At 71.0% G+C, this 26,995-nt stretch carries 23 protein-coding genes; 10 read left to right on the top strand and 13 right to left on the bottom strand.

From position 1 onward, the window contains the following. The 6 genes from ACIRSS_RS03925 to ACIRSS_RS03900 are packed head-to-tail and all read right to left on the bottom strand — an operon-like array spanning position 1 to position 8,337. Positions 1-1,167, bottom strand: a complete 1,167-nt coding sequence (locus ACIRSS_RS03925) for an acyl-CoA dehydrogenase family protein (RefSeq protein WP_400890207.1) — start codon at positions 1,165-1,167, stop codon at positions 1-3. Then, the gene (locus ACIRSS_RS03920; RefSeq protein ID WP_400890205.1) at positions 1,164-3,113 is read right to left on the bottom strand and encodes an acetyl/propionyl/methylcrotonyl-CoA carboxylase subunit alpha; all 1,950 of its coding nucleotides are present in this window, start codon (positions 3,111-3,113) and stop codon (positions 1,164-1,166) included. Before ACIRSS_RS03920 ends, ACIRSS_RS03925 begins: the two co-directional genes overlap by 4 nt. A 7-nt stretch (positions 3,114-3,120) precedes the next feature. Next, positions 3,121-4,719: an acyl-CoA carboxylase subunit beta gene (locus ACIRSS_RS03915; RefSeq protein WP_400890203.1), complete on the bottom strand. Its 1,599-nt coding sequence runs from the start codon at positions 4,717-4,719 to the stop codon at positions 3,121-3,123. Further along, positions 4,716-5,864, bottom strand: coding sequence for an acyl-CoA dehydrogenase family protein (locus ACIRSS_RS03910; RefSeq protein ID WP_400890201.1), 1,149 nt, complete (start codon positions 5,862-5,864; stop codon positions 4,716-4,718). Before ACIRSS_RS03910 ends, ACIRSS_RS03915 begins: the two co-directional genes overlap by 4 nt. Next, a complete protein-coding gene (locus ACIRSS_RS03905; RefSeq protein WP_400890199.1) occupies positions 5,861-7,549 on the bottom strand; it encodes an acyclic terpene utilization AtuA family protein in 1,689 nt (562 codons plus the stop codon). The genes ACIRSS_RS03910 and ACIRSS_RS03905 overlap by 4 nt, the downstream gene beginning before the upstream one ends. Beyond that, positions 7,546-8,337, bottom strand: a complete 792-nt coding sequence (locus ACIRSS_RS03900) for a TIGR03084 family metal-binding protein (RefSeq protein ID WP_400890197.1) — start codon at positions 8,335-8,337, stop codon at positions 7,546-7,548. Before ACIRSS_RS03900 ends, ACIRSS_RS03905 begins: the two co-directional genes overlap by 4 nt. 140 nt (positions 8,338-8,477) lie before the next feature. On the opposite strand from ACIRSS_RS03900, the gene ACIRSS_RS03895 reads away from it, so the two are divergent. The 4 genes from ACIRSS_RS03895 (at position 8,478) to ACIRSS_RS03880 (ending at position 14,176) form a co-directional block, all read left to right on the top strand. Further along, on the top strand, positions 8,478-9,317 hold the full coding sequence (locus ACIRSS_RS03895) for an enoyl-CoA hydratase-related protein (RefSeq protein WP_400890195.1): 840 nt from the start codon (positions 8,478-8,480) through the stop codon (positions 9,315-9,317). Beyond that, a complete protein-coding gene (locus tag ACIRSS_RS03890) occupies positions 9,314-9,919 on the top strand; it encodes an acetoacetate decarboxylase family protein (RefSeq protein ID WP_400890193.1) in 606 nt (201 codons plus the stop codon). Before ACIRSS_RS03895 ends, ACIRSS_RS03890 begins: the two co-directional genes overlap by 4 nt. A gap of 259 nt (positions 9,920-10,178) precedes the next feature. Further along, entirely contained in the window at positions 10,179-13,088 is a 2,910-nt protein-coding gene (locus ACIRSS_RS03885; protein WP_400890191.1) for a ribonucleoside-diphosphate reductase subunit alpha, read from the top strand. A 14-nt stretch (positions 13,089-13,102) separates the two neighbouring features. After that, positions 13,103-14,176, top strand: a complete 1,074-nt coding sequence (locus ACIRSS_RS03880) for a ribonucleotide-diphosphate reductase subunit beta (protein ID WP_400890189.1) — start codon at positions 13,103-13,105, stop codon at positions 14,174-14,176. A 50-nt stretch (positions 14,177-14,226) separates the two neighbouring features. Here ACIRSS_RS03880 and ACIRSS_RS03875 read toward each other — a convergent pair whose 3' ends face one another. After that, on the bottom strand, positions 14,227-14,577 hold the full coding sequence (locus tag ACIRSS_RS03875; protein ID WP_400890187.1) for a DUF2255 family protein: 351 nt from the start codon (positions 14,575-14,577) through the stop codon (positions 14,227-14,229). Positions 14,578-14,681: 104 nt separating this feature from the next. On the opposite strand from ACIRSS_RS03875, the gene ACIRSS_RS03870 reads away from it, so the two are divergent. Continuing rightward, a complete protein-coding gene (locus ACIRSS_RS03870) occupies positions 14,682-15,593 on the top strand; it encodes an alpha/beta hydrolase (RefSeq protein ID WP_400890185.1) in 912 nt (303 codons plus the stop codon). Here ACIRSS_RS03870 and ACIRSS_RS03865 read toward each other — a convergent pair. Then, a complete protein-coding gene (locus tag ACIRSS_RS03865; protein ID WP_400890183.1) occupies positions 15,581-15,985 on the bottom strand; it encodes a pyridoxamine 5'-phosphate oxidase family protein in 405 nt (134 codons plus the stop codon). The two genes, ACIRSS_RS03870 and ACIRSS_RS03865, sit on opposite strands and share 13 nt — an antisense overlap. Positions 15,986-16,067: 82 nt before the next feature. Between ACIRSS_RS03865 and ACIRSS_RS03860 the strand changes: the two genes are divergently transcribed. The 4 genes from ACIRSS_RS03860 to ACIRSS_RS03845 all read left to right on the top strand — a co-directional run bounded on the left by ACIRSS_RS03860 (position 16,068) and on the right by ACIRSS_RS03845 (position 21,419). Then, the gene (locus ACIRSS_RS03860) at positions 16,068-16,997 is read left to right on the top strand and encodes an AraC family transcriptional regulator (RefSeq protein WP_400890181.1); all 930 of its coding nucleotides are present in this window, start codon (positions 16,068-16,070) and stop codon (positions 16,995-16,997) included. 101 nt (positions 16,998-17,098) lie between these two features. Further along, on the top strand, positions 17,099-18,559 hold the full coding sequence (locus ACIRSS_RS03855) for a cytochrome P450 (protein ID WP_400890179.1): 1,461 nt from the start codon (positions 17,099-17,101) through the stop codon (positions 18,557-18,559). 237 nt (positions 18,560-18,796) lie between these two features. Beyond that, positions 18,797-20,614, top strand: a complete 1,818-nt coding sequence (locus ACIRSS_RS03850; protein ID WP_400893374.1) for a putative bifunctional diguanylate cyclase/phosphodiesterase — start codon at positions 18,797-18,799, stop codon at positions 20,612-20,614. A gap of 343 nt (positions 20,615-20,957) precedes the next feature. Further along, on the top strand, positions 20,958-21,419 hold the full coding sequence (locus tag ACIRSS_RS03845; RefSeq protein WP_400890177.1) for a peroxiredoxin: 462 nt from the start codon (positions 20,958-20,960) through the stop codon (positions 21,417-21,419). Positions 21,420-21,620: 201 nt separating this feature from the next. On the opposite strand, the gene ACIRSS_RS03840 is transcribed toward ACIRSS_RS03845, so the two are convergent. The 5 genes from ACIRSS_RS03840 to ACIRSS_RS03820 all read right to left on the bottom strand — a co-directional run bounded on the left by ACIRSS_RS03840 (position 21,621) and on the right by ACIRSS_RS03820 (position 26,047). Continuing rightward, on the bottom strand, positions 21,621-22,142 hold the full coding sequence (locus tag ACIRSS_RS03840; protein ID WP_400890175.1) for a GNAT family N-acetyltransferase: 522 nt from the start codon (positions 22,140-22,142) through the stop codon (positions 21,621-21,623). Further along, on the bottom strand, positions 22,139-22,672 hold the full coding sequence (locus tag ACIRSS_RS03835) for a GNAT family N-acetyltransferase (RefSeq protein WP_400890173.1): 534 nt from the start codon (positions 22,670-22,672) through the stop codon (positions 22,139-22,141). The genes ACIRSS_RS03840 and ACIRSS_RS03835 overlap by 4 nt, the downstream gene beginning before the upstream one ends. Before the next feature lie 41 nt (positions 22,673-22,713). After that, positions 22,714-23,919, bottom strand: coding sequence for an LCP family protein (locus ACIRSS_RS03830; protein ID WP_400890171.1), 1,206 nt, complete (start codon positions 23,917-23,919; stop codon positions 22,714-22,716). Positions 23,920-24,012: 93 nt separating this feature from the next. Beyond that, complete coding sequence (locus ACIRSS_RS03825; RefSeq protein WP_400890170.1) at positions 24,013-25,260, bottom strand: class I SAM-dependent methyltransferase; 1,248 nt, start codon at positions 25,258-25,260, stop codon at positions 24,013-24,015. Between the two features lie 94 nt (positions 25,261-25,354). Next, entirely contained in the window at positions 25,355-26,047 is a 693-nt protein-coding gene (locus tag ACIRSS_RS03820; RefSeq protein ID WP_400890169.1) for an alpha/beta hydrolase, read from the bottom strand. A gap of 117 nt (positions 26,048-26,164) precedes the next feature. Between ACIRSS_RS03820 and ACIRSS_RS03815 the strand changes: the two genes are divergently transcribed. Next, the gene (locus ACIRSS_RS03815) at positions 26,165-26,893 is read left to right on the top strand and encodes an SIS domain-containing protein (protein WP_400890168.1); all 729 of its coding nucleotides are present in this window, start codon (positions 26,165-26,167) and stop codon (positions 26,891-26,893) included. Positions 26,894-26,995: the final 102 nt, after the last annotated feature.

Here is a 26,995-nt window from a genome sequence, read left to right as displayed (position 1 = left end):
CTAGTAGGACTTGGGCAGGCCGAGGCTGTGCTGGCCGACGAAGTTGAGCACCATCTCGCGGCTCACCGGGGCGATCCGGCCGAGCCGGACGGCGGTGACGAGCGTGCCGAGGCCGTATTCGGTGGCGAGGCCGTTGCCGCCGTGGGTCTGCACAGCCTGGTCGGTCGCGCGGATGGCGACCTCGGCGGCGGCGTACTTGGCCATGTTGGCCGACTCCCCCGCACCGAAGTCGTCGCCGGAGTCGTAGAGCGACGCCGCTTTCTGCGTCATCAGCTTCGCCAGTTCCAGCTCGACCTTGATCTCGGCCAGGGGGTGTGCGAGGCCCTGGTGAGCGCCGATCGGCGTCCCCCAGACCTGGCGCTGGTTGGCGTAGGAGACGGCCTTGGCCAGCGCGTACCGGGCGATGCCGAGGGAGAACGACGCACCCATGATGCGTTCCGGGTTGAGGCCCGCGAACAGCTGCGCGATCGCCGCGTCCTCCTCGCCGACGAGCGCCTCGGCCGGGAGCTTGACGTCGTCGAGGAACAGCGAGAACTGGTTCTCCGGCGCGACGATGTCCATCGGGATCTTCGTGTACTCGAAGCCCGGGGTGCCGGTCGGCAGGATGAACAGCGCGGGCTTGAGCCGGCCGGTCTTCGAGTCCTCCATGCGGCCGACCACGAGCACCGCGTCGGCCTCGTCGACGCCGGAGATGTAGACCTTGCGTCCACTGAGGACCCAGCCGTCGCCGTCGCGCTTGGCCGTGGTGGTGATCTTGTGCGAGTTCGAGCCGGCGTCCGGCTCGGTGATCGCGAAGACCATCCGCTTGCTGCCGTCGGCGATGCCGGGCAGCCACTGCTTCTTCTGCTCGTCGGTGCCGAAGCGGGAGATGACGGTGCCGCAGATGGCCGGCGAGACGACCATCAGCAGCAGCGGCGAGCCCGCGGCGGCGAGCTCTTCGAGCACCGCGGCGAGGTCGGCGATGCCCGCGCCCCCGCCGCCGTACTCCTCGGGGATGTTGACGCCGAGGTAGCCCAGCCGCCCGGCCTCGTCCCAGAGTTCGTGCGTCTTCTCGTCCGCGCGGGCCTTGCGGGCGTAGTACTCGTGCCCGTACTTGGCGCCCAGCTCGGCGACGGCCTTGCGAAGCGCGATCCGCTCCTCCGGCTCGATGAAGTTCATGGCGTTCATTCTGCTTCTCCCACCACCGCGAGGATCGTGCCCACTTCGACCTGCTGTCCCACTGTCACCGGCAGTTCCGCGACCACGCCGTCGGCGGGGGCGGCGATCCGGTGTTCCATCTTCATCGCTTCGAGCCACAGCAGCGGGTCACCGGCCTTGACCGGGTCCCCGGCCTGCACGGCGAGCCGGACGACGGTGCCGGGCATCGGCGCGACCAGCGACCCGGCGGCCAGGGCCGCGTCCGGGTCGGCGAACCGCGGCTCGGCCTTGAGCGCCACGGAGCCGAGTGCGGAGTCCACATAGGACACGCCGTCGTGGCGGGCGACGTCGAACGCGCGTCGCACGCCGCCGATGTCCAGTACGACCCGACCCGCCTCGGCGCTGACCAGCTCGGCCTCGAAACCGTCGGCCTTCAGGCCGTTCCGCGTCAGCGAGTAGACGACCTCGTATTCGCGGTCGGCCACGGTGAACGCCTTGCGCTGCCCGGCCGACCGGACGTTGCGCCAGCCGCTGGGCAGCCTGCTCTGCGTGGTCGCCGACGCGCGGTTGCCCGCCGCGTCGGCCAGCGCCGCCGCGAGGGCCGAGAGCCGCTCGGTGTCGGGCGTGGCCAGCGGCGCGGCCAGGGTGTCGAGGCCGTGGCGGTCGAAGAACGCCGTGTCGGTCTCCCCCGCCAGGAAGGCTTCGTGACGCAGGATGGTGACCAGCAAGTCGCGGTTGGTGACGACGCCGTGGATCTTCGTCGCGGCGAGGGCCTTCGCGAGGCGCCGGGCGGCTTCGGCGCGGGTCGGTGCCCAGGTGATCACCTTGGCGAGCATCGGGTCGTAGTGGACACCCACCACCGAGCCGCTCTCGAAGCCGGAGTCGAGCCGCAGCCCGGCGCCTTCGGTGAACCGGCGGTCCACATCGGGCACTTCGAACGTGTGCAGTGTGCCGCTCTGGGGCTGCCAGTTTGCGGCCGGGTCTTCGGCGTAGAGCCGGACTTCGATGGAGTGTCCGACGGTCGGCGGCGGGTCGGCGGGCAGACGCTCGCCCTCCGCGATTCGCAGCTGCAGCGCGACGAGGTCGAGGCCGGTGACGTTCTCGGTGACCGGGTGCTCGACCTGCAGCCGCGTGTTCATCTCGAGGAAGTAGAACCGGCCGTCGGGCCCGGCGAGGAACTCGACCGTGCCCGCGCCGACGTAGTCGATCGCCTCGGCGGCTTTGCGCGCGGCGTCGAACAGCTCCTCGCGCATCGCGGCGTCGACGAACGGCGACGGCGCCTCTTCGACGACCTTCTGGTGGCGACGCTGGATGGAGCACTCCCGCTCCCCCACCGCCCACACCGTGCCGTGCTTGTCCGCGAGCACCTGGACTTCGATGTGGCGTCCGGTTTCCAGGTACCGCTCGCAGAAGACGGTCGGGTCGCCGAACGCGGACCCGGCCTCCGCGCTCGCGCCTTCCACCGCCTCGGCCAGCTCGTCGAGGGAGCGGACCACGCGCATCCCGCGCCCGCCACCCCCGGCGGATGCCTTGACCAGCAGCGGCAGGTCTTCCGAAGTCACCGAAGCCGGGTCCAGTTCGGACAGCACCGGGACACCGGCGGCGGCCATCAGCCGCTTGGACTCCACTTTGGAGCCCATCGTCTCGATGGCTTCCGGCGGCGGCCCGACCCACGTCAGCCCGGCGTCGAGGACGGCCCGCGCGAACGCGGCGTTCTCGGACAGGAAGCCGTAGCCGGGGTGGACGGCGTCGGCGCTGGTGTCGGCCGCGGCCTTCACCAGCAGCTCCGCGCGCAAGTACGTCTCGGACGGCGCGTTGCCGGGCAGCCGGACGGCCGCGTCGGCTTCCAGCGCATGGGGCGCGGCGGCATCGGCGTCGGAGAACACCGCCACCGTGCCGATCCCGGCGTCGCGGCAGCTCGAGAAGACGCGGCGGGCGATCTCGCCGCGGTTGGCGACCAGCAGGTTCTGGATCATCGCTCACTCACATCCGGAAGACGCCGAAGCCCTCGGCGCCCTTCACTGGTCCATTGTGGATCGCGGACAGGCTCAAGCCCAGCACGGTGCGGGTGTCGCGCGGGTCGATGATGCCGTCGTCGTAGAGCATGCCGGAGAGGAACATCGGCATCGACTCGGCTTCGATCTGGCCTTCCACCATGGCGCGCATGGCCTTGTCGTGCTCCTCGTTGTACTCCTGGCCGCGGCTCTCGGCGGCCGCGCGGGCCACGATGGACAGCACGCCGGCCAGCTGCGCCGGGCCCATCACCGCGGACTTCGCGCTCGGCCACGCGAACAGGAAGCGGGGATCGTAGGCGCGGCCGCACATCCCGTAGTGCCCGGCGCCGTAGGACGCTCCCATGAGGACGGACAGGTGCGGCACCTTCGAGTTCGACACGGCGTTGATCATCATCGCGCCGTGCTTGATGATGCCGCTCTGCTCGTACTCCTTGCCGACCATGTAGCCGGTCGTGTTGTGCAGGAACACCAGCGGCGTGTGGATCTGGTTGGCCAGCTGGATGAACTGCGCGGCCTTCTGCGACTCCTCGCCGAACAGCACACCCTGGGCGTTGGCCAGGACGCCGACCGGGTAGCCGTGGATGCTCGCCCAGCCGGTCACCAGCGAAGAGCCGTACAGCGGCTTGAACTCGTCGAAGTCGGAGCCGTCGACGACGCGGGCGATCACCTCGCGCGGGTCGAAGGGCACCTTGAGGTCGGTCGGGACGATGCCGAGCAGGTCCTCGGTGTCGTACAACGGCTCGGCGTAGTCCGGCTTCGGAGAAGGCCCCTGCTTGGTCCAGTTGAGCCGCTTGATGATGTTCCGCCCGAGGCGGATCGCGTCCTGCTCGTCGACGGCCAGGTAGTCGGCCAGGCCGGACGTCCGCGCGTGCATCTCGGCACCGCCGAGCGACTCGTCGTCGGACTCCTCGCCGGTCGCCATCTTGACCAGCGGCGGCCCGCCGAGGAACACCTTAGCGCGTTCCTTGACCATCACGACGTAGTCCGACATGCCCGGCAGGTACGCGCCACCGGCGGTCGAGTTGCCGAAGACCAGCGCGACCGTCGGGCAGCCCGCGGCCGAGGCCCGCGTGATGTCCCGGAAGATCCGGCCGCCGGGGATGAAGATCTCCTTCTGCGTCGGCAGGTCGGCGCCGCCGGACTCGACGAGGTTGATCGACGGCAGCCGGTTCTGCGCGGCGATGTCCGCGGCCCGGAAGCTCTTCTTCGTGGTCCAGGGGTTGCTGGCGCCGCCCTTGACCGTCGGGTCGCTGGCCGAGATCAGGCACTCGACGCCTTCGACGACGCCGATGCCGGTCACCAGGCTCGCGCCGACCCGGTAGTCGGTGCCCCACGCGGCCAGCGGCGACAGCTCCAGGAACGGCGAGTCCTGGTCGAGCAGCAGCTCGATCCGCTCGCGGGCGAGGAGCTTGCCACGCTTGCGGTGCCGCTCGACGTACTTCTCGCCGCCGCCCGCGACGGCCTTGGCCTGTTCGGCGTCGATTTCGGCGAGCTTCTCCAGCATCGCCTCGCGGTTCGCGCCGAACTCGGCGGCCCGCGTGTCCACAGTGGACCTCAAGGTAGTCACGAGGTGTATCCCAATCGCTTCGCGGCCAGGCCGGTGAGGATCTCGGTGGTGCCGCCGCCGATGCCGAGGATCCGGACGTCGCGGTAGTGGCGCTCCACTTCGGACTCGCGCATGTAGCCGAGCCCGCCGTGCAGCTGGACGGCCTCGTTGACCACCCATTCGGCGGCCTCGACGGCGGTGTTCTTGGCGAAACAGGCTTCGGCGATGACCTCTTCGCCCGAGACGTGCCGGATCGCGGCCTGCCGGGTGTAGGTCCGCGCGACGTCGACCTTGCGCGCCATCTCGGTGAGCTTGTGCTGGACGACCTGCCGCGAGATGAGCGGGCGGCCGAACGTCTCGCGCAGCCGGCACCAGTCGAGCGTCAGGTCGAGGGCTCGCTGGGCGTGCGCGTACGCCTGCACGGCCAGGGAAAGCCGCTCGGTGACGAACTGGGTGGCCACCTGCGCGAACCCGCTGTTCTCGGCCCCGATCAGGTTCTCCACCGGCACCCGGACGTCCACGTAGGACAGTTCGGCGGTGTCGGAGCAGAGCCAGCCCATCTTCTCGAGCTTGCGGGACACGGTGAACCCGGGCGTCCCGCGCTCGACGACGATCAGCGAAAGCCCGTGCGCGCCTTCGCCGCCGGTGCGCACGACCGTGGTGACGAAGTCCGCGCGGCAGCCGGAGGTGATGAACGTCTTGGCGCCGTTGATGACGTATTCGTCGCCCTCGCGGACGGCGGTGGTCCGGATCCCGGCGACGTCCGAGCCGCCGTCAGGCTCGGTGACGGCCAGCGAACCGATCTTGTCGCCGGCGAGCGTCGGGCGCACCCAGCGTTCGAGCTGCACCGGGTCGTTCGCTTCGGCGATGTGCGGGACGGCGATGCCGCAGGTGAACAGCGACGCGAAGAGGCCGCCGGAGCCGCCCGCGTAGTGCATCTCCTCGGCGACGACCAGGGCGTCGAGGTAGTTGCCGTCACCCCCGCCGACCTCCTCGGGGAAGGCGACGCCGAGCAGGCCCAGGTCACCGGCCTTGCGGTGCAGGTCGCGCGGCAGCTCGCCGGCGCGCTCCCAGTGGTCGAGGTGCGGCAGGACCTCCTGCTCGACGAACTTGCGCACGGTCTTGCGCAGCTCGGCCCGTTCGGGCGTCCGGAAGGGGTCGGTCACAGGAGCACCTCGGGGACGTCGATTTCACGGGAGCGCAGCCACTCGCCGAAGGCCTTGGCCTGCGGGTCGAACCGCGCCTGCGAGGCGACGCCCTCGCCGAGGATGCCCTCGACGACGAAGTTCATCGCCCACAGGTTGGGCAGCAGGTAGCGCGTCACCGGCAGGTCGGCGGTTTCGGGCAGCAGCAGCTTGAACTCGGCGACGGTCAGCCGGTGCACCAGCCACCGCCACGCCTCTTCCGACCGCACCCAGACGCCGAGGTTGGCGTTGCCGCCCTTGTCCCCGCTGCGGGCGCCGGCGACCGTACCCAGGGGAACGCGGCGCACGGGCCCGTGGTCGAGCGGCTCGGGCAGCGCGGGCTCGTCCACATCGGACAAGTCCAGAGTGGACGACGAAGGCGCTATGTCGACACGCATGCCGTCCGGCAGCACGGCGACGTGCGGCACCTTCCCCGCGTCCACGTAGGCCGCGGTGTAAACGCCGTACGGCGAGGCGTCGGAAGGGGGTGCGGTGACGTGGAAGCCCGGGTAGCTCGCCAGCGCCAGCTCGATGGCGGCGCCGGTAAACGCGCGGCCCGCGACCTTCGGGTCGGCGTCCTTGACGGCGACGTGCAGCAGCGCGCTGGCCGTCTGCTCGGTGTCGGCGTCCGCGTGGTCGGTGCGGGCGAGGGTCCACCGGACGTCGGCGGGGGGCCGGTCCTTCATGGACGCTTCGAGCTGTTCGCGCACCAGCGCGGCTTTCGCCTCGATGTCGAGTCCGGTGAGGACGAACGTCGTCTCGTTGCGGAACCCGCCGAGGGTGTTCAGCGCGACCTTCAGCGTCGGTGGCGGGGCTTCGCCGCGGACGCCGGAGATGCGGACCCGGTCGGGCCCGTCGTCCGACAAGGACAGCGTGTCGAACCGGGTGGTGACGTCCGGTCCGGCGTAGCGCGCGCCGGTGATTTCGTACAGCAGCTGCGCCCTGACCGTGCCGGTGTTCACCACTCCCCCGGTGCCCGGGTGCTTGGTGATGACGCTGGAGCCGTCGGCCTCGATCTCGGCGATCGGGAAGCCCGGCACGCCCAGGGAGTGCTCGGTGAAGAAGGCGTAGTTGCCGCCGGTGGCCTGGGCGCCGCATTCGATGACGTGCCCGGCGGCGACCGCGCCGGCGAGGGCATCGAAGTCGTCGCGGGCCCAGCCGTAGTGGGCGGCGGCCGGGCCGACGATGACCGAGGCGTCGGTGACGCGGCCGGTGACGACGACGTCGGCGCCCGCGTTCAGGCACTCGACGATGCCCCAGGCGCCGAGATAAGCGTTGGCGGTCAACGGTTTCCCGAGGTCCAGCTCGTCCGCGCGGGCCACGAGGTCGTCGCCTTCGACGTGCGCGATCTTGACGTCCAGGCCGAGCTTGGCCGCCAGTTCGCGGAGGGCGTCGGCCAGGCCGGCGGGGTTGAGCCCGCCCGCGTTGGCGACGATCTTGACGCCCTTTTCCCGCGCCAGCCCGAGGTTTTCCTCCATCTGGCGGAGGAACGTCTTGGCGTAGCCGCGGTTGGCGTCCTTCATCCGGTCGCGGCCGAGGATGAGCATGGTCAGCTCGGCGAGGTAGTCGCCGGTCAGGACGTCGAGCGGACCGCCGGTCAGCATCTCGCGGACCGCGGAGAACCGGTCGCCGTAGAAGCCGGACGCGTTGCCGATGCGGTAGGTCATGCGAACTGCCCCGGCTTCCGGCCTTCCCCGGGCGGCCCGGCGAAGGCCTGCGCGATGGTCAGCCATTCTTCGACGTCGGCGCCGTGCGCCACGAGATCCGTGTCGGCCGGGTGCCGCCGCTGCGTGACGACCAGGCAGAAGTCCAGCGCGCTGCCGGTCAGCTTCTGCTCGGCGTCCTCCGGGCCGAACGCCCAGGTGGAGCCGTCGGGCGCGGTCAGCTCGACACGGAACTCCTCGGCCGGCGGCGCGAGCGATTGGGTCAGGTAGGCGAAGTCGCGGGTGCGCGTGCCGAAGCGGGCGATGTGCCACAGCCGCGCGGTCGGCTCCCGCGTCAGGCCGAGGGCGTCGAAGACGTCCTGGCCGTGCGCCCAGGTCTCCATCATCCGCGCGGTCGCCATCGAGGCGGCGCTCATCGGCGGGCCGTACCAGGGCAGCTTCTGCCCTTCCGGCACGGCGGCGAGCGCTTCGGCCAGCGCCGCGCGCCCCGAACGCCAGTCTTCGAGGATCTCGCGCGGCGGCCGCTGCGCCCCGGCCGCGGCGCCGTCGTCGACGTAGGTCGCCCCGCCCTTGAGCAGCTCCTCGACCTCGGCCTGCCAGTCTTCCGGGTGGGCCGCCGCGATCAGCGCCTTCCGGTCGGTCCAGGCCAGGTGGGCGATCTGGTGCGCGATCGTCCACCCCACGGCCGGTGTTTCCCGTGCCCAGTCCGACGCGGGCAGGTCCGCCACCACGTCGTCGATCGTCCGTGTCTCCGCGTCGAGATCCCCGAGGATCACGCCGAGATCCGCCATCAGCCGCCTCCTTGCGTCCTGGCGCCCAGCGTCGCACCGGCCGCCGGAAAAATCAAGCACGCCTGATTGTTTCGCCCCGGACGCTGCGGACCCACTATTGACACCTTGCCAGTAGTGTCGGACTGCAATAGTTTCGTCGCATGGCCGACTACGCCGAGATCACCTACGCCGTCGCGGACCGGATCGCCACGGTGACGCTGAACCGCCCCGAGGCGCGCAACGGCTACACGATCCGGATGGCCGACGAGCTCGGCGACGCGATGGACCGCGCGGACCGCGACGAGGACGTCCGCGTGGTCGTGCTGACCGGCGCGGGCAAGGACTTCTGCGTCGGCGCGGACCTCTCGCAAGGCGGCTTCGACTTCGACCCGTCGACCGGCCCGGAAGCGGCGTGGCAGGAGCCCGCCGGCCGGTGCTCGAAGCGGATCTTCGCGATGAACAAGCCGGTGATCGCGGCGCTGCACGGTGCGGCGGTCGGCGCCGGCGTCACGATCACGCTGTCGTGCGACTACCGGCTCGCGTCGGAGGACTCCCGGTTCGGGTTCGTGTTCACGCGCCGCGGGATCTACCCCGAGGGCGCGTCGGCGTGGTTCCTCCCCCGGCTCGTCGGCATGGGCACGGCTCTCGACTGGATGATCAGCGGCCGGGTGTTCCCCGCGGCCGAGGCCCTCGAAAGGGGCTTGGTGCACCAGGTCTTCCCGGCGGGCACCGTGCTCGACGAGGCGTACGCACTGGCCCACGAGATCGTCGCGACGACGGCGCCGGTGTCGGTCGCGGTGACGCGCCAGCTGCTCTACCGGATGGCGAGCGCCGAATCGCCGTACCCGGTGCACGAACTCGACTCGAAGCTGATCGGCGGGCTCGGCGCGAGCCCGGACGCCGTCGAGGGCGTCATGTCGTTCCTGCAGAAGCGGCCGCCGGCGTTCGGCATGCACGTCGACAAGGACCTGCCGCCGTACCTCCCCTGGTTGGACGAATGAGCCTCTACCCGCCGCAGCCCTGGCACCTGACCGCCGACGCGCGCGTCTCGATCTGGCGGGTGCCGCCTTCTCAGCTGCCTCCCCCGCCGCCCGGCGCGTCGCCGCTGCTCGTCGCGGGCCAGGCGTCGGTGTTCACGGCGTGGATCGACTACATCCCGCCCGGGCAGATGGCCTACCACGAGCTGCTGGCCGCGGTCTCGATCAAGGCGCGCCGGGTTTCGTGCTCCATCACCGAGATCTGGGTCGACAGCGAGGAATCGCTGGCGGGCGGCCGCGAGCTCTGGGCGATCCCGAAGGACCTGGCGACCCTGAACTTCACCAGCGGCCCCGCCTTCACCGCGACCGCGGCCACGTCCGGCGACTGGATCGCGACGGCCGCCTTCAAGCGCCGCCCGGGCCTGCCGCTGCGCGTGCCGACGTCGTTCGAGGTGGTCCAGGAGCGCGACGGCCTGCTGCGCACCCCGGTGGGCGCGAAGATCCGCCCGCGCCCGGCGTCGGCGGACTGGAGCTTCAACCCGGACGGCCCCCTCGGCTACCTCGACGGGCGCCGCCCGGTGGCGAGCCTGGAACTCCCGGGCTCGCAGTTGCGTTTCGGCGCTTGAACCTACCTCCGCAAGCGCGTCCCCGCGGCGTGAACAGCACCTCTGGGTGATCACGTAACCCGCCAGGGTGAGAGCGCGACACGCCACCCCTTGGGTCCCGCGCGGGCGATCACCCCTACATGTAGTCTCTGGTGACCGGCAGCCCCCAGCGACGGGGAGACCGCTGCAGAGGGTGGCCGGGCAGCTTTGGAGAACCTGCAGCGCACGGCTTTGCGAGGCCGTGCGGCGATCGAACGCGCCCGAAAACTTGGAGACACGCATGTCAGTCGAAACCGGTCAGCGGCCCTCAGCCGCCGACACACCCACCGCGATCCGGGTCATCCGGCGGGACGGCAGCGTGTCGCCGTTCGACGCCGGGAAGATCTCGGTCGCGCTGACCAAGGCGTTCCTCGCGGTCGAAGGCGGCGACGCCGCCGCGTCCTCCCGCGTGCACCACGTCGTCGCCGAGCTGACCCAGCAGGTCGAGACGACCCTGCTGCGCCACGCCGGCCCCGAGACCGCCCTGCACATCGAGCAGATCCAGGACATCGTCGAGCTCGCCCTCATGCGCGGCGAGCACCACAAGGTCGCCCGCGCCTACGTCCTCTACCGCGAGGAGCGCAGCAAGGCCCGCGAGGCCGTCAAGCCCGCCGCCACCGAGGTCGCCCTGAACGTCAAGGGCACCGACGGCGTGCTGCGCCCGCTCGACTGGGCCCGCGTGTCCCACGTCGTGGGCGAGGCCGTCGCCGGGCTCGACGACGTCGAAGCCGAGCCGGTGCTGGCCGAGGCCAAGCGCAACCTCTACGACGGCATCAGCGCCGACGAGCTGGCCCTGGCCCAGGTCCTGGCCGCCCGCGTGCTCGTCGAGCAGGAGCCGAACTACTCCTACGTCTCCGCCCGCCTGCTGCTGGACAAGCTGCGCGGCGAGGCCCTGAGCTACCTGGCGAAGAAGCCGCGCCTGGCCAGCCAGGACGAGATGGCGACCGAGTACCCCGCGTACTTCCGCGCCTACCTGCGCCGCGCGATCGAGCTGGAGCTGGTCGACGCCGAGCTGCAGCGCTTCGACCTGGACAAGATCACCGCCGCGATCCGGCCCGAGCGCGACCTCGACTTCGGGTTCCTCGGCTTGCAGACGCTCTACGACCGGTACTTCCAGCACCACGACGGCACCCGCTTCGAGCTGCCGCAGGCGTTCTTCATGCGCGTCGCCATGGGTCTCGCGATCCGGGAAGACGACCGCGAAGCCCGCGCGATCGAGTTCTACGAGCTGCTGTCGAGCTTCCACTTCATGGCGTCCACGCCGACGCTGTTCAACTCGGGCACCACGCGCCCGCAGCTGTCGTCCTGCTTCCTGACCACGGTGGACGACGACCTGGACTCGATCTTCCAGGCCTACAAGAACAACGCGCTGCTGGCCAAGTACTCGGGCGGCCTCGGCAACGACTGGACCCCGGTCCGCGGCCTCGGCGCGCACATCAAGGGCACCAACGGCCAGTCGCAGGGCGTCGTGCCGTTCCTCAAGATCGCCAACGACACCGCCGTCGCCGTCAACCAGGGCGGCAAGCGCAAGGGCGCGGCCTGCGCGTACCTCGAGACCTGGCACGTGGACATCGAGGAGTTCCTCGACCTGCGCAAGAACACCGGTGACGACCGCCGCCGCACCCACGACATGAACACCGCGAACTGGGTGCCCGACGAGTTCCTCCGCCGCGTCGAGGCCAACGCCGAGTGGACGCTGTTCTCGCCGAACGAGACGCCGGACCTGCACGACCTGTACGGCAACGAGTTCGCCGCCCGCTACCGCGAGTACGAGGCGATGGCCGACCGCGGCGAGATCAAGGTGTTCCGCCGGATCCGCGCGGTCGACCTGTGGCGCCGCATGCTGACCATGCTGTTCGAGACCGGTCACCCGTGGATCACGTTCAAGGACCCGTGCAACCTGCGCTCGCCGCAGCAGCACGTCGGCGTCGTGCACTCGTCCAACCTGTGCACCGAGATCACGCTGAACACGACCACCGACGAGGTCGCGGTCTGCAACCTCGGCTCGGTGAACCTGCTCAAGCACGTCACCCCGGCCGGCCTGGACACCGAGCGGCTCGAGAAGACCGTGCGCACGGCCGTCCGCATGCTGGACAACGTGATCGACATCAACTTCTACACGATCCCGGAGGCGCGCCGCTCCAACCTGCGCCACCGCCCGGTGGGCCTGGGCATCATGGGCTTCCAGGACGCGCTGTTCGAGATCGGCGTCCCGTTCGCCTCCGAAGAGGCCGTCAAGTTCGCCGACGTCTCCATGGAGCACCTGTCCTACTACGCGATCTCGGCGTCGACCGACCTCGCCGAGGAGCGCGGGCAGTACCAGTCGTTCGAGGGATCGCTGTGGAGCAAGGGCATCCTGCCGATCGACTCGCTGCAGCTGCTCATCGACGCCCGCCAGGGTGACGGCCTCGACGTCGACACCTCGTCCACTTTGGACTGGGCGCCGCTGCGCGAGCGCGTCAAGACCGTCGGCATGCGCAACTCCAACGTGATGGCGATCGCGCCGACCGCGACGATCTCCAACATCTCCGGGGTCGGGCAGTCGATCGAGCCGCTGTTCCAGAACCTGTTCGTCAAGTCGAACATGTCCGGCGACTTCACCGTCGTGAACCCGCACCTGGTCAAGAGCCTCAAGGAGCGCGGGCTCTGGGACGAGGTCATGGTCAGCGACCTCAAGTACTTCGACGGCAGCCTCGGCCAGATCGACCGCGTCCCGGACGACCTGAAGGCGCTCTACGCGACGGCGTTCGAGATCGAGTCGAAGTGGATCGTCGACGCGGGTTCGGTGCGCCAGAAGTGGATCGACCAGGCGCAGTCGCTGAACCTGTACATCGCGGCGCCGAGCGGCCGCAAGCTCGACGAGCTGTACCGCTACGCGTGGCACAAGGGCCTCAAGACCACGTACTACCTGCGGGCGCAGTCCGCGACGCACGTGGAGAAGAGCACCCTGCGCGGCACCGACGGCAAGCTGAACGCCGTCTCGGCCACCCCGGCCCCGGCTCCCGCGGCGGCCGCCCCTGCGCCGGCGCCCGCACCGGCACCGACGCCGTCGCCGTCGCCCGCTCCGAAGCCGGCGCCGGACGTCGACTTCGTGGCCACCGAAGGCGCCGCCTGCCGCATCGACGACCCCGACTGCGAAGCCTGCCAGTAAGGAACCCGAGGAACATGACCAACGTGGAGACCACGGACGCGACCGGCCTCGGGGAGATCGAGGTCGGCGCCGCCCGGATCAACGTCGACGACAAGCGCATGATCAACGCGCGCGCCGACGTCAACCAGCTGCTGCCCATGAAGTACAAGTGGGCGTGGGAGAAGTACCTCGCCGGCTGCAACAACCACTGGATGCCGACCGAGGTCGCCATGCAGGCCGACATCGCGCTGTGGAAGTCGCCGGACGGCCTCACCGAGGACGAGCGGCAGATGCTCAAGCGCAACCTCGGCTTCTTCGCGACCGCGGAGTCGTTGGTGGCCAACAACATCGTGCTTGCGGTGTACCGGCAGATCACCAACCCCGAGTGCCGCCAGTACCTGCTGCGCCAGGCGTTCGAGGAGGCCGTGCACACGCACACCTTCCAGTACATCTGCGAGAGCCTCGGCCTGGTCGAGGGCGAGCTGTTCAACATGTACCGCGAGGTTCCGTCCATTTCGGACAAGGACGCGTGGGCGCTGAAGTACACGCAGAACCTGGAGAACCCGGACTTCGAGACCGGGACGCCGGAGGCCGACCAGGCGTTCCTGCGTGACCTCGTCGCGTTCTACGTGATCTTCGAGGGCATGTGGTTCTACACCGGCTTCGCGCAGATCCTGTCGCTGGGCCGCCGGAACAAAATGGTCGGCATCGCCGAGCAGTACCAGTACATCCTGCGCGACGAGTCGATCCACCTGAACTTCGGCATCGACTGCATCAACCAGATCAAGATCGAGAACCCGCACCTGTGGACCGAGGAGTTCCAGGCCGAGGTGCGCGGCATGCTGAAGGAGGCGTGCGAGCTCGAGGTCAACTACGCGCGCGACACGATGCCGCGCGGCATGCTCGGCCTGTCGGCACAGCTGTGCGAGCAGTACATGCACTTCATCACCGACCGCCGCGCGCAGCAGATCGGTCTCCAGCCGATCTTCGGCGAGACCGAGAACCCGTTCCCGTGGATGTCCGAGGCGATGGACCTGAAGAAGGAGAAGAACTTCTTCGAGACCCGCGTCATCGAGTACCAGTCGGGCGGCGCGCTCGACTGGGACTGAGGTCCCGCTGATGGGCCCGGCCACGCCTTTCGGGGCGTGGCCGGGCTTTTTCACGCCGCCGGGTCGATCCGGACCGTCGCGGCCCGGGCCTCGGGGCTCGCGACGAGCGCGTCGGATACGGGTCCGTACTTGCCGGCGAAGGCGGCGTCGAGACCGCCGGGCGGTTCGACGCCGGTCGTGAACGACACTGCGCGCGTGACTCCGCCCAGTTCGATCCGGCCGTGGCCGTGGTCGCGCGCCGCGCGGTACCAGCGGGAGCGGACGCCGCGGTAGGCGCGGACGTAGACCCCGCCGTCCACGACCGCCATGCCGATCTCGACGCCGGGCCCGTCCCCGGCCGTCAGGACGAGCGAGTAGCTCTCGGCGAGCCGGGCGAGGTCTTCGGGTGTCCAGGTGGTCATGGTTCCAGTGTGGAGCGTCCACGGCGTCGCGTGCGGGGGCAGGATCCTTCCCAGGCAGGAACTCTCGGCTTTTCCGCTCCTCGAGCCGGGGCGAAGGTGTCTTCATGACCAAGACCACCGTCACCTTCACCAGCGCCGGCATCGACATCGCGGCGCACCTCTACGTCCCCGAGGGCGCGGACGCCCCGCTGCCGGCGCTCGTCGTCGGGCACCCCGGGACCGGGGTCAAGGAGCAGACCTCCGGGACGTACGCGCGGCTGATGGCCGAACGCGGGTTCGTGACCCTGGCGTTCGACGCCGCTCACCAGGGCGAGTCCGGCGGGCTGCCGCGCGGCCTCGAAGACCCCGCCCAGCGGATCGAAGACTTCAAGGCCGCCGTCTCGTACCTCACCACCCGCCCCGAGGTCGACGCCGGCCGGATCGGGCTGCTCGGGATCTGCGCCTCCGGCGGGTACTCGCTCGCCGCCACCGGCGGTGACCACCGCGTCAAGGCCGTGGCGACCGTGTGCACCGCCGAACCCGCCCGCCAGTTCCGCTACGGCGCCGACGGCACCCAGGACCCGGCCGTCTTCCAGGGCCTGCTCGACGCCGCCGCCCAGGCGCGGACGGCCGCCGCCCGCGGTGAGGACCCCGGTGTGCTCACGATGTTCCCCGAGACGGCCGCGGAAGCCGGCGCGCTCGGCGGGCAGCACGGCGTCGAGGGCTGGGAGTACTACTGCGGTGCCCGCGGCCACCACGAGCGCTCGGCGAAGTTCCTGACCTGGGACAGCGTCGACAAGATGGCCGCGAGCGACGTCTTCCACGCCGTCCCGCTGATCGGCCCGCGCCCGATGCTGCAGATCCTCGGCGAGCGCGCCGTCACCGCGTGGATGGGCCTGGAGGCCCACCGGCGCGCGACCGGTCCCGCGGAGATCCACTGGATCGAGGGCGCGAGCCACGTCGACCTCTACGACAAGCGCGAGTACATCGACCTCGCCGTCGACAAGCTCGCCGGCTACTTCGGTCAGTACGTGTAGCGGCGCACCTTCTCCGGGTGGATCACCAGCCGGAGCTGGTCCACCGCCAGGATTCCCTCGAGATCCGCGGCCCGCTCCGGGTCGTCCAGGTCCCAGTAGCGCGCGGCCAGGCGTGACGCGAGTTCGTGCGCCCCACCGGGTTCGAGGGAAACCCGGCCCGTGGCCGACACCCACCGTTCGCGCTCCCCCACCGGCGCCGCCACGGTGAGCGACGCGCGCGGGTCGCGGCGCACCCGCCGGACCTTCGGCGAGTCCGGTTCCGTGAACAGCTGGATCGTGCCTTCGGCCGTCGCCTCGAACCACACCGGACGCGGCTCGCCGCCGGCCACCGTCAAGAAGCCGTGCAACGGCCGCCGGAGGAGTTCGAGGTCCTGATCAGTCAACGCGGTCATGACGTCGAGTCAACCCGGCCCGCTCGGACGATCCCATGGGTGAAACACCGGAACACCTACGCGATCGTCTAACGTCACCCTCGTGGACGCCTTCGGTGACCTCTTCCGCGACGTGCGGGCCCACGGCTCGCTGTTCGGCAGCTCGGCCCTCGCCCCGCCCTGGGCCCTGCACTTCGTCGACGGCGCGCCGCTGACCCTCTGCACGGTCCTCACCGGCGGCGGCTGGATCGTGCCGGACCACGGGACACCGGAACCACTGCGCGCCTACGACACGGTCGTCGTCCGCGGGCCGGCGACCTTCACCTTCGTCGACGAGCTCGGCACCACCGCCGAACCCGTGGCGTGCGGCGAGTTCTGCGCGGCGCCCGAGCTGGGCGGGACCCGGCACCGGCGCGGCTGGCACGACCCCGGCGACGGCTCGACGACCCTGATCACCGGCGCCTACCCCGTCCGCGGCGAGATCGGCCGCCGGCTGCTGGACGCCCTGCCCGTCGTGTTGCGCGTCGACGGCGGTGGCACCGGCGACGCCGTGCTGGACCACCTCGCGGCCGAGGTCGCCGTCGACGCGCCGGGCCAGCAGGTGGTGCTCGACCGGCTGCTGGACTGGATGCTCGTCTGCACGCTGCGCGAGTGGTTCGACCGGCCCGGCGGCGCGCCCCCGGCGTGGTGGACCGCCCAGCGCGACGCGGTGGTCGGCCAGGCCCTGCGGCTGCTGCACGCCGAACCGGCGGCGCCGTGGACGGTCGGCACGCTGGCCGCCCGCACCGGCGTGTCGCGCTCGACGCTGGCCAAGCGCTTCGGCGACCTGGTCGGCGAGCCGCCGCTGACCTACCTGACCCGCCACCGCATGGCGCTCGCGGCCGACCTCCTGGCCGAGCGCGCGACCGCGACCGTCGCGGAGGTCGCCCACGCCGTCGGGTACGCGGACGCGTTCTCGTTCAGCGCGGCGTTCAAGCGGGTCCGCGGCACGAACCCGTCCGAAGCCCGGCGCGCCGAGGTGCGGAACCGCTGACGGGCCGGCGCCCGGAAGCCACCCGAAAAGAGGACGCCCGACCTGTTGTCACATCGTCAACAAGGGTGCATCGTGGGGGGACAGCCGATCTCAGCGGGGAGATGGTCACTTTGCCGGGCACTGTCAGCCGAGCCGCCGAAGCGCTGCGCGAACGCGTTCCGCCCTTGACGGCGCTCCCCCTGCCGCACAAGGTCGACGAGCGCTGGCTGCAGTCGCGGTGGCCCGTCAAGGAGCTGGCGCCGCCGCCCGCGGGCAGCGGCCTCAAGCCCGTCCTCGGCGACGAAGGGCCGCCGGTCGTCGGGCACATGCTCGAGATGATGCGCTTCGGGCCCGCCTTCGGCCTGCGCCGCTACGAGCTCTACGGCCCGGTGTCGTGGACCGGCGGGTTCGGCCGCCGGATCGTCGCGCTGTCCGGGCCGGAGGCGACGCAGATCGCGCTCGTCAACAAGGACAAGGCGTTCTCGCAGGAGGGCTGGAAGTTCTTCATCGAGAAGTTCTTCGAGCGCGGCCTGATGCTGATGGACTTCGGCGAGCACCACCTGCACCGCCGGATCATGCAGGAGGCCTTCACCCGCCCGCGCCTGGCCGGCTACGTCGGCGAAATGGGCCCGGCCCTGCGCGAAGGCGTCGCGAGCTGGGGCTCGAACGAGCGCCCGCGGCTGTACTGGGCGCTCAAGCAGCTCACCCTCGACGTCGCGACGCGCGTGTTCATGGGCATGCGCAGCGGCGCCGACTCGCACCGGATCAACCGCGCGTTCGTCAGCTCCGTGCGCGCCGGTACCGCGCTGGTGCGCGTCCCGGTGCCCGGCGGGCGCTGGTCGGCGGGCCTGCACGGGCGGAAGGTGCTGGAGCGCTACTTCAGCGAAACCCTGCCCGCCAAACGGAAGTCGGACGGCGACGACCTCTTCACCGCCCTCTGCCACGCCACCACCGAGGACGGCGACCGCTTCACCGACACCGACATCGTCAACCACATGATCTTCCTGATGATGGCCGCGCACGACACGACGACCATCACCAGCAGCGCCATGGCGTACTACCTCGCCAAGCACCCCGAGTGGCAGGAGCGCGCCCGCGAGGAGTCCCTGGCCCTCGGCGACGACGTCCTCGACATCGAGGCGATCGACAAGCTCGAAACCCTGGACCTCGTGATGAAGGAGGCGCTGCGGCTCGTCGCGCCGGTGCCGTCGCTGACCCGCCAGACCGTCAAGGACACCGAGGTCCTCGGCCACTACATCCCCGCCGGCACGTTGTGCGGCGTCTCCCCCACGGTCAACCACTTCGCGCCCGAGTGCTGGACGAACCCCTTCGACTTCGACCCCGAGCGGTTCGCCGAGCCGCGGCGCGAGGACAAGTCGCACCGGATGGCGTGGATGCCGTTCGGGGGCGGCGCGCACAAGTGCATCGGGCTCCACTTCGGCAGCCTCGAGGTGAAGTTGCTGATGCACGAAATGCTGCGGGCGTACCGCTGGTCGGTTCCGGAGAGTTACACCGCGAAGTGGGACTACGTGTCCCTGCCGGTCCCCGCCGACGGTCTTCCGGTGCGGTTGACGCGTCGCTGACCCGGGCTCTGTCTGCCACTGCATACGCGGTGTGACAAAAAGTTACCGCATGTGGACATTCGTTCACTCGTTCAGCCGGTAGACACCCCGTTACGCGCATGATGGCGTGGCATCGGTCGCGGCCGAGGGGTACCTAGTGTGGGTTCATGATCCCCGACACCGTGGCTGAACTGGCCTGACCCGTGCGTGAAGAGGTGGAGTGTGCCTGAGCCCGGTGCCGCGCCAGGACTGCTGGACGTGGCGCGCAGGTGGGCGGCGACGTTGGCCGACACCAAAGGAGTAACACTTCCCCCGGAGGAGCTGGAGCCACTGCTTCTGGAGATCGCGCACGACGCGGTCGACCACGCCGGCCCGGGCCACGACGGCGCCCTGCACCGGTTCACGGCGCTGTACGCCGCGTCGCCGATGGGCATCGCGCTCGCGGACCCCGGCGGCGAGATCGTCGAGGCCAACCTCGCGCTCGGCCAGCTGCTCGGCTGCTCGCCGGAGAAGCTGCGCGGGCGCCACCTCACCGACCTCGGCTCGACCGACCACGACGTCTCGCGGCTCAAGGCGGGCCTCGAGCAGGTGCGCGGCGGCCGCGAGCGCTACCAGGAGCGGATGCTGCTCGACCACACCGAGGACGGGCAGCTCTGGACCGACGTCACCCTCGCCCGGCTGCCCGGCGACCGGCCGGGGTCGGTCTACCCGGTGCTGATGGTCTCCGACGCGAACGAGCTGCACCTGCTGCAGGAACGGCTGCTGCACCAGAACGTGCACGACCCGCTGACCGGGCTGCCCAACGCGTCGTCGTTCACCACCAAGCTCGAAGCGGCGCTCGGCGCCGGCGCGCGCGACGACATCGCGCTGATCTACCTCGACGTCGACGGCTTCAAGGTGGTCAACGACGGCCTCGGCGCCGGCGTCGGCGACCAGGTGCTGCGCGGGGTCGCGGGCAAGCTGTCGGCGGTGTTCACCGGCCACCACGACGGGTTCGTCGCGCGGCTGTCCGGCGACGGCTTCGCGGTGCTGCTGCGCGGCGAGCTGTCCGCCAGCGCGGTCGTCGAGCTCGTCGAACGCGCGCTGGAAGATCTGAACGAGCCGATCTACCTGGGCGGGCACGGCATCGGGGTCAGCGCGAGCGCGGGCATCGTGGTGCGCGCGGCCGTCGAGGGCGGCGCGGCGGAGCTGCTGCGGGCGGCGGAGATCGCGCTGCACCGGGCCAAGGAGGCCGGCAAGGCGCAGTGGATGCTGTTCGACCCCGAGCTGGACGCCCGCGACCGCGGCCGCTACCAGCTGGGCGCGGTGATCGCCGGGGCGCTGGAGAACGGCGAGTTCTCGCTCGTCTACCAGCCGACGGTGCGCCTGACCGACACCGAGCGCCTCGCCGCGGTCAACGCGGGCCTGCGCTGGAACCACCCGGAGAAGGGCGAGCTGGACTCGGACGAGTTCTACCCGCTGGCCCAGACGACGGGGATGACGGTGCCGTTGGGGCGCTGGCTCCTGGCGGAGTCCTTGGCGGCGACGGCCCGCTGGCGCGCCCGCTTCGGCGACGCGGCCCCGGACGTGTGCGTCCAGCTGCCCACGCGGCTGGCCATCGACCCGGACCTGGTCCTGCTGGTGAAGGAGCAGCTGGACAAGAACGAGCTGCCGGCGAACGCGCTGCGGCTGTGCACGAACCGCGACTCGATCCTCGACCCGCGCGGCGAGGTGCTGGACTCGTTCGCGGTGCTGTCCGACCTGGGCACGCAGCTGGTGCTGACGATCTCGGGCTCGGCGGACCTGGAGCTGATCCCCCGCCACCGGCTGCCGGTCCGCCACGTGATCCTGTCCGGCCCGGTGGTCGACGCGCTGGACACGGATTCGCCACCGGAGCCGGCGTTGCGCCACCTGACGCAGCTGGTGACGCGGGCGCGCGAGTTGAAGCTCCGAGTGGGAGCGGAGGGCGTCCGCACGCACGAGCAGGCGGCGAGGCTGCGGCAGCTGGGCGTGCTGGCGGCCCGGGGACCGTTCGTGAAGGACACGGCCACGGGCGACGAAGTCGACGAGCTGATCGCCCGCCACCCGGGCAGCTGACCAGCCGGGCTCGGGTGACCGGGGCAACGGCTCCCGGGCGGGCACGCCCCCTCACCGGCGCCCCCAAGCAAGCGAGCGCCGGGCCCGGTCGACCGGCGCCAGCGGCGGGGCCAGCGGCCCATCGGGCGAGCCGGCGCGGGTTCGGTCGCGGCAAGCCAGCACCGCCGGCCGAGCACGCCGCAACCAGCGCCCCTAACCGAGCGAGCGCCGGCTCGGTCGGCGCCCGCGTCCTGGCCGAGAGCCGCGGACCGGCGTGATCTCGACCCGCACTGACCAAGCCGGTGGAGCGGTGGCTCCGAACACCCGGCAGGATGGGTTCTGCCGCCGATGAGAAGGGACGTCCATGGACGCCGGAGACCTCGCCCCCGACTTCACGTTGCCCGATGACCAGGGCGCCGAGCGCACGCTGTCGGACTTCCTGGCCACCGGGCCGGTCGTGCTGTTCTTCTACCCCGCCGCGATGACCGGGGGCTGCACCGCCGAAAGCTGCCACTTCCGCGACCTCGCCGCCGAGTTCGCCGAGGTCGGCGCGCACCGGATCGGGATCAGCCCGGACGGCATCACCAAGCAGCGGCAGTTCTCCGAGGCCAACGGCTTCGACTACCCCCTGCTGTCCGATGTGGAGGGTGAAGTCGCGAAGCAGTTCGGCGTCTGGCGGAAGCTGCTGCCGCTGCACGCCAAGCGCGTCACGTTCGTGATCGGCGAAGACCGGAAGGTCCTCGAGAAGATCAAGAGCGAGCTGAACTTCACCGTGCACGCCGACCAGGCGCTCAAGGTGCTGCGGGAACGCAACAAGGTCTCCTGACCGCTCAGCGGCGGGGCGGCCAGACCCGCGGCGGCCGGCGCAGCCGCGTACCGGACGGCCACCCCCCGCGACGGCGCCCGTCGCGCCGACGAGCCCATGCCGGGGCTTCGTCGGCGCGCCGGCGTCTCGGGGGCCGAGTGGCGCGCTGTCGTTCGCACAGCCACCGGTGCCCCAGTTCGGTCCGGTAGATCAGGGTCTCCATCACGGCCGCTCCCAACGCCAAACGTGGTTGATGCCCGTGCACGACGGGGCGAGCGGCTTCTCGGCCGGCTCTTCGCGCACCTTCACGAAGCCGAGCCGCTCGGGCACCGCTCCACTTCGGACGTTCAGTTCGTCGTGCTTGATCTCGACGTAGCCCGCGCCCAGCCGGACCGCCTCGTCGGTGAGCAGCCGGGCCGCGCGGGTCATCAGGCCGCGGCCGGTGTGCCCGCGCGCGAGCCAGTAGCCGATCTCGATCCCGCCGTCGCGCTTCATCGTGCCGATGCCGCCGGCGATCGCGCCGTCGACGCGGATGGCGAAGTCGTGCGTTTCCCCGCTCTCCCAGTTCTTCCGGGTGCGCCGCAGGAACTCCGCGCTGTCTTCGGCGGTGTAGCCGCCGGTCGCCCAGATCAGCCAGGCGCCGAGGTGGTCGAGGGACCCGGCGACCGCCGCGGTGAGCTCCGGCTCGTCGGCGAACTCCCAGCGGGTCAGGGTGAAGCCGTCACCGGCGTAGGTCTCCTTCACGGCTTCTCCTTCCGCCAGACCTGCTTGACACCGACGCAAGATGGCGGCCGAACGCCATCGTAAGCGGGCTCCTTGCGCACCAAGGAGAACCCGAGCCGGGCCGGGATCGCTCCACTTCGGACGTTCGCCTCGTCGTGCTTGATCTCGACGTACCCCGCGCCGCGCGCGAACGCGTCCGAAACCAGCAGCGTCACCGCGCGGGTCACCAAACCGCGGCCGGTGAACTCCCGCGCGAGCCAGTAGCCGGTCTCGACGCCGCCCTCGCGGGTCATCACGCCGACACCGCCGGCGAGCGCGCCGGCCACCCGGATCGCCCACTCGTAGGACCGGCCGGTTTCCCAGTTCTCGTGCGTCAGCCGGAGGAACGCCGCCGCGTCGGACTCCGTGTAGCCGCCCACCGCCCACGGAACCCAGTCGGCCAGGTGCCCGCCGGACCCCGAGACCGCCGCCGCGACGGCCGAGCAGTCACCGGACTGCCAGCGGGTCAGCGAAAACTCGTCACGGGTGAACGTCTCGGCCGGGGTCTCCATGGCTCCCATGGTGCCCCGGCCGAGACGAAACCGCGTCCGAATTAATTGACGACGATGCTTTCCGGGATCTCCGTGTCGTTCTTCAGCGCGTCGAACAGCTGCTTCGACTTGGTCTTGTCCCAGTTCTCGGCAGAGCCGTTCGTGACCGGGACGGTCGTCGTCACCACGCCGCCGGAGGAGATGCCGCGCATCGCGATCGCCAGGCCCACCAGGTTGTGCACGTGGTCGCCCGAGTCCATCGTCAGCGCGTCCGGGCCGGAACCCAGCAGCGGGAAGAAGTGGAACGGGTTGAGCAGCGTGCCGGGGCTCGCGATCTGGCTCACCAGCGCGCCGATGAACTTGCGCTGGTTGGCGACGCGGTCGAGGTCCGACCGCGGCGTCGCGTCGCTGTGGCGCATGCGGACGAAGCCCAGCGCCGAGCGGCCGTCGAGCGTCTGGGGGCAGCCCGCCTTGATGCTGATCCCGGTGACGGTGTCGTTCATGTCCTTGTCGATGCACATGTCGACGCCGCCGATCGCGTCGACGATCTTGGCGAACCCGCCGAAGCCGATCTCCGCGTAGTGGTCGATGTGCAGCCCGGTGGCGCCTTCGACGGTCTGCGCGAGCAGCGTCGGGCCGCCCAGCGAGAACGCCGCGTTGATCTTGTTCGTGCCGTGGCCCGGGATCTTCACCTGGGAGTCGCGCGGCAGCGACAGCAGCGTCGGCTTGGTGGAGTTGTCCGGGAGGTGCGCGACCATGATCGTGTCGGTGCGCTGCCCGCCGCCCGCCGCGGCGACGTCGCCGGTGGCCAGGCGCTCCTCGTCGGCGGCCGTGAGGCCTTCGCGGCTGTCGGAGCCGACGATCAGCCAGTTGGTGCCGGACGCGGCGACCGGACGGCCCGAGTAGTCGGTCAGCGCGTCGACGCGCTTGATGGAGAACTCCAGGTAGACCCAGATGCCGGCGAGGAACACCACGAACACGAGCAGCAGCGTCAGCAGGATCCGGCCGAAGCCCCAGCGGCGCCGGCGCGGCGGCCGGGACGGCGGGTAGTCCTCGTCCGGGCGCGGAGGGTCACGCCGGGGCGGCGGGGGCGGCGCGTACTGGGGATCGTCCTCGCGCGTGCCCATCGGGCGGGTGCGCTCGTCGTACGGGCTGCGACCGCGACCGGGCAGCGGCATCATCTGCGCGCGCTGGTGGTCCCGGGGACGCGCGGGGGGCCGGGGCGGCATGCGGCGCCCGCCGTCGTCGCCACGGTACGTCATCTCCATCACCCAATCCGATCCGGACAAACTGTCGTCGTCAGTACACCGCACGTCCTCTACAGGAGGACGTCCGGCATCGGGTCGGGTTGTCCGGCGGGGTTACTTGCCGGTCGCCTCGTAGCCGAACTGGTGGACCTTGAGGTACCCGGAGCGGAACCCGGCCTCCGAGTAGGCCAGGTAGAACTCCCACATCCGGCGGAAGACGTCGTCGAACCCGAACCCGGCGATGTCGGTCCAGCGGTGCAGGAACCGTTCGCGCCACAACCGTAACGTGCGCGCGTAGTCTTGGCCGAACTCGCGCATCCCGGCCAGCTTGAGCCGGGTGTTCGCCTTGACGCCCTCCTCGACCGAGCGCACCGACGGGATGATGCCGCCCGGGAAGATGTACTTGTGGATCCAGGTGTAGGCGCGCGAAGCCGCCAGCATCCGGTCGTGGTCCATGGTGATGGCCTGCAGGCCGAACCGCCCGCCGGGGCGCAGCCGCTCCCCGATCGTGGCGTAGAACGCCGGCCAGTAGGACGCGCCGACAGCCTCGATCATCTCGACGCTGACCACGGCGTCGTACTGGCCGCTCGACTCGCGGTAGTCGCACAGCTTCACCTCGACGCGGTCCGAGAACCCGGCCGCGGCGATGCGCTCGGTGGCCAGCGCGCGCTGTTCCTCCGAAATGGTCAGGGACGTCACGTGCGCGCCGCGGGCGGCGGCGCGGATGGCGAGTTCACCCCATCCGGTACCGATTTCGAGGACTTCGCTGCCCTCGCGGACGCCGGCGTAGTCCAGCACGCTGTCGATCTTGCGGTGCTGGGCCGCGGTGAGGTCGTCACCGGGGCCGAACAGCGCCGAAGAGTACATCATCGACTCGTCGAGGAAGGCGCCGAAGAGGTCGTTCGACAGGTCGTAGTGCCGGTGGATGTTGGCGCGCGCGCCTTCGAGGGTGTTCTCCTCCGACGGCGGCTGCGTGCGCTCGGCGATCCGCCGGAACTTCTGCAGCACCGGCGGCACGAGCGTGGCCATCCGCTCGGCGAACGGCGTCAGCACCTCGGCCAGGTCGGACGCCGTCCAGTCGCCGGCCATGTAGGACTCGCCGAAGCCGATCTTGGCGTCGACGCCGAGGCGGTGGAAGAACGCCTCCGGCCGCAAAATCCGCATTTCGGGTGATTCCGGGCCACCGGCGCCGAGCACGGTGCCGTCCGGGAACGTCACCCGCAGGTCCAGCGGGCGGACGGCGCGGCGGAACAGGGTGGCGGCGATCCGGGCGCGCAGCGCGGACCGAGGCGGGCTCGCCAAGCCCGGCCAGCGGGATTGGTCGGGGATGTCCTGGGCGCGGTCAACACTCGAGGTGGTCACGGTTCTCCCTCCGGCAGGCCGGCTGCGCCGGTGATCGATCCTAGTCGCCGCACCCCCGCGGCGCGTTTCGCTGTATGCCCTGTTCGGGGCGGTCCTACACCGGTATTCGGAGCCGCTGCGGCCCCGGCGCGGCCCACGCGCCGCGGAGTTCGTCGCCGGCCTCCCCGGCGAGCACTTCCAGTGTGAAAGCAATCGTCAGCCGGGTCCACACGGACGACCGGCGCAGCATCGCGTGGCCTTCGTTCGCGATCTCGAACCGGGCGACGCGGGCGGCGACGCCCTCGGCGCGTTCGGCGAAGGCGTGCGACTCCACCGGGCTGGTCATCCGGTCGCCGGTGCCGTGCACGATGAGCACCGCCCGCCCGGCGACGGCGTCCACCGGCTCGCCCCGCGGCGTCCACGGCGCCAGCGCGCAGACCCCGCGCACCGCCGGGTCGCCGGCCACGCGCAGCGCCACCCGGCCGCCCATGGAGTGACCGACCAGCACGACGGGCAGGCCCGGGTGGTCGGCGTGGATGCGGTCGAGGGCCCAGCGGGCGTCGTCGACGGGGTCCATCGCGGGGGCGTTCCAGCCGTAGCGGCGGTTGCGCACCAGGCGCACCTCGACGCCGTGCTCGCGGCCGGCGCGGTGCAGGGCGCGCGCGATCGGCACCATCCGCAGGAAAGCGAGCTTCCAGGGCGCCACCCTGCCGGTGCCGCGCTCGGCGCCGCCGTGCAGCACGAGCACGACCGCTTCGGTCCGCCCGCGCGCCGGCCACACCGACACCGCCGGTTCCGCTTCGCTCACCCGCGTCCTCCCTGTCGCCCGCATCCGGGTCAACCGCACCCGCCCACCGGGCTATTCCACCGCGCACCACCATCTTCGCGGTAGATTCGGCGCCCGATCCCCTACGGAAGGGTGGGTGTGGTGAGCGCCACGAACATCTCGGGCAGCGTCGCGAAGCAGCTGGCGGACGTCGAGGAGGCCAACGCCGAGGCGGTGCGCGAAGCGGCGGATCTGGTGCTGGGGGTGATCCGGGCCGACGCACTGGTCTATACCGCGGGGGCGGGGCACTCGCTGGCGGCCGTCGCCGAGACGTTCTACCGGGCCGGCGGCCTGGCGTGCGTCTACCCGCTGTACCACCCGGACCTGCTGCCGCTGCACGGCGCGGTGAGCAGCACGCAGACCGAGCGGCGCACCGGTCTGGCCGCCGAAGTGCTGGCCGAGCGCGCGCCGGGCCCGGACGACGTGCTGGTGGTCTTCTCGACGTCCGGGTCCAACCCGTACCCGGTCGAGCTGTGCATCGAGGCCCGCGAGCGCGGGGCGGCGGTCATCGCGATCACGTCGCGGGCGTGCGTGGCGGCGGCGCCGAAGCGGTCGTCGAGCACCCTCGTGGAGCAGGGCACGGTGGTGCTGGACTCGCTGGTGATCCCCGGCGACGCGAGCTACCCGCCGGACGCGCCGCGCACCGCGCCGCTGTCCACTGTGGTCAACGCGTTCCTGTGGAACCTCGTGCTCGCCCAGGTCTACGACCGCGGGACGGCCGAGGGCCTCGACGTCCCGCTGTGGCGCAGCTCCAATGTGGAGGGTGGCGACGAGGCCAACGCGGCACTGCTGGCCAAGTACGGCGAGATCGTGCCGCGACTGCGCTGACTTGGTGGGAAAGCACCGGCCGGGCGCGCCTTGACGGGCGTGCCCGGCCGCTTTAACGTCAGCATACCGACTGGTCGGTGTGGACCGGTCGTCCCCGAGGAG

It is taken from the genome of Amycolatopsis sp. NPDC101161 (genome assembly GCF_044768185.1).
Classification (GTDB): domain Bacteria; phylum Actinomycetota; class Actinomycetes; order Mycobacteriales; family Pseudonocardiaceae; genus Amycolatopsis.
This window is presented reverse-complemented; position numbering and strand designations above follow the sequence as displayed.

Coding starts and splice junctions, on each gene's coding strand:
- ACIRSS_RS03925 (WP_400890207.1), bottom strand. CDS start 1,167: ATGAACGCCATGAACTTCATCGAGCCGGAGGAGCGGATCGCGCTTCGC.
- ACIRSS_RS03920 (WP_400890205.1), bottom strand. CDS start 3,113: ATGATCCAGAACCTGCTGGTCGCCAACCGCGGCGAGATCGCCCGCCGC.
- ACIRSS_RS03905 (WP_400890199.1), bottom strand. CDS start 7,549: ATGACCTACCGCATCGGCAACGCGTCCGGCTTCTACGGCGACCGGTTC.
- ACIRSS_RS03900 (WP_400890197.1), bottom strand. CDS start 8,337: ATGGCGGATCTCGGCGTGATCCTCGGGGATCTCGACGCGGAGACACGG.
- ACIRSS_RS03895 (WP_400890195.1), top strand. CDS start 8,478: ATGGCCGACTACGCCGAGATCACCTACGCCGTCGCGGACCGGATCGCC.
- ACIRSS_RS03890 (WP_400890193.1), top strand. CDS start 9,314: ATGAGCCTCTACCCGCCGCAGCCCTGGCACCTGACCGCCGACGCGCGC.
- ACIRSS_RS03885 (WP_400890191.1), top strand. CDS start 10,179: ATGTCAGTCGAAACCGGTCAGCGGCCCTCAGCCGCCGACACACCCACC.
- ACIRSS_RS03880 (WP_400890189.1), top strand. CDS start 13,103: ATGACCAACGTGGAGACCACGGACGCGACCGGCCTCGGGGAGATCGAG.
- ACIRSS_RS03875 (WP_400890187.1), bottom strand. CDS start 14,577: ATGACCACCTGGACACCCGAAGACCTCGCCCGGCTCGCCGAGAGCTAC.
- ACIRSS_RS03870 (WP_400890185.1), top strand. CDS start 14,682: ATGACCAAGACCACCGTCACCTTCACCAGCGCCGGCATCGACATCGCG.
- ACIRSS_RS03865 (WP_400890183.1), bottom strand. CDS start 15,985: ATGACCGCGTTGACTGATCAGGACCTCGAACTCCTCCGGCGGCCGTTG.
- ACIRSS_RS03855 (WP_400890179.1), top strand. CDS start 17,099: ATGGTCACTTTGCCGGGCACTGTCAGCCGAGCCGCCGAAGCGCTGCGC.
- ACIRSS_RS03845 (WP_400890177.1), top strand. CDS start 20,958: ATGGACGCCGGAGACCTCGCCCCCGACTTCACGTTGCCCGATGACCAG.
- ACIRSS_RS03835 (WP_400890173.1), bottom strand. CDS start 22,672: ATGGAGACCCCGGCCGAGACGTTCACCCGTGACGAGTTTTCGCTGACC.
- ACIRSS_RS03830 (WP_400890171.1), bottom strand. CDS start 23,919: ATGGAGATGACGTACCGTGGCGACGACGGCGGGCGCCGCATGCCGCCC.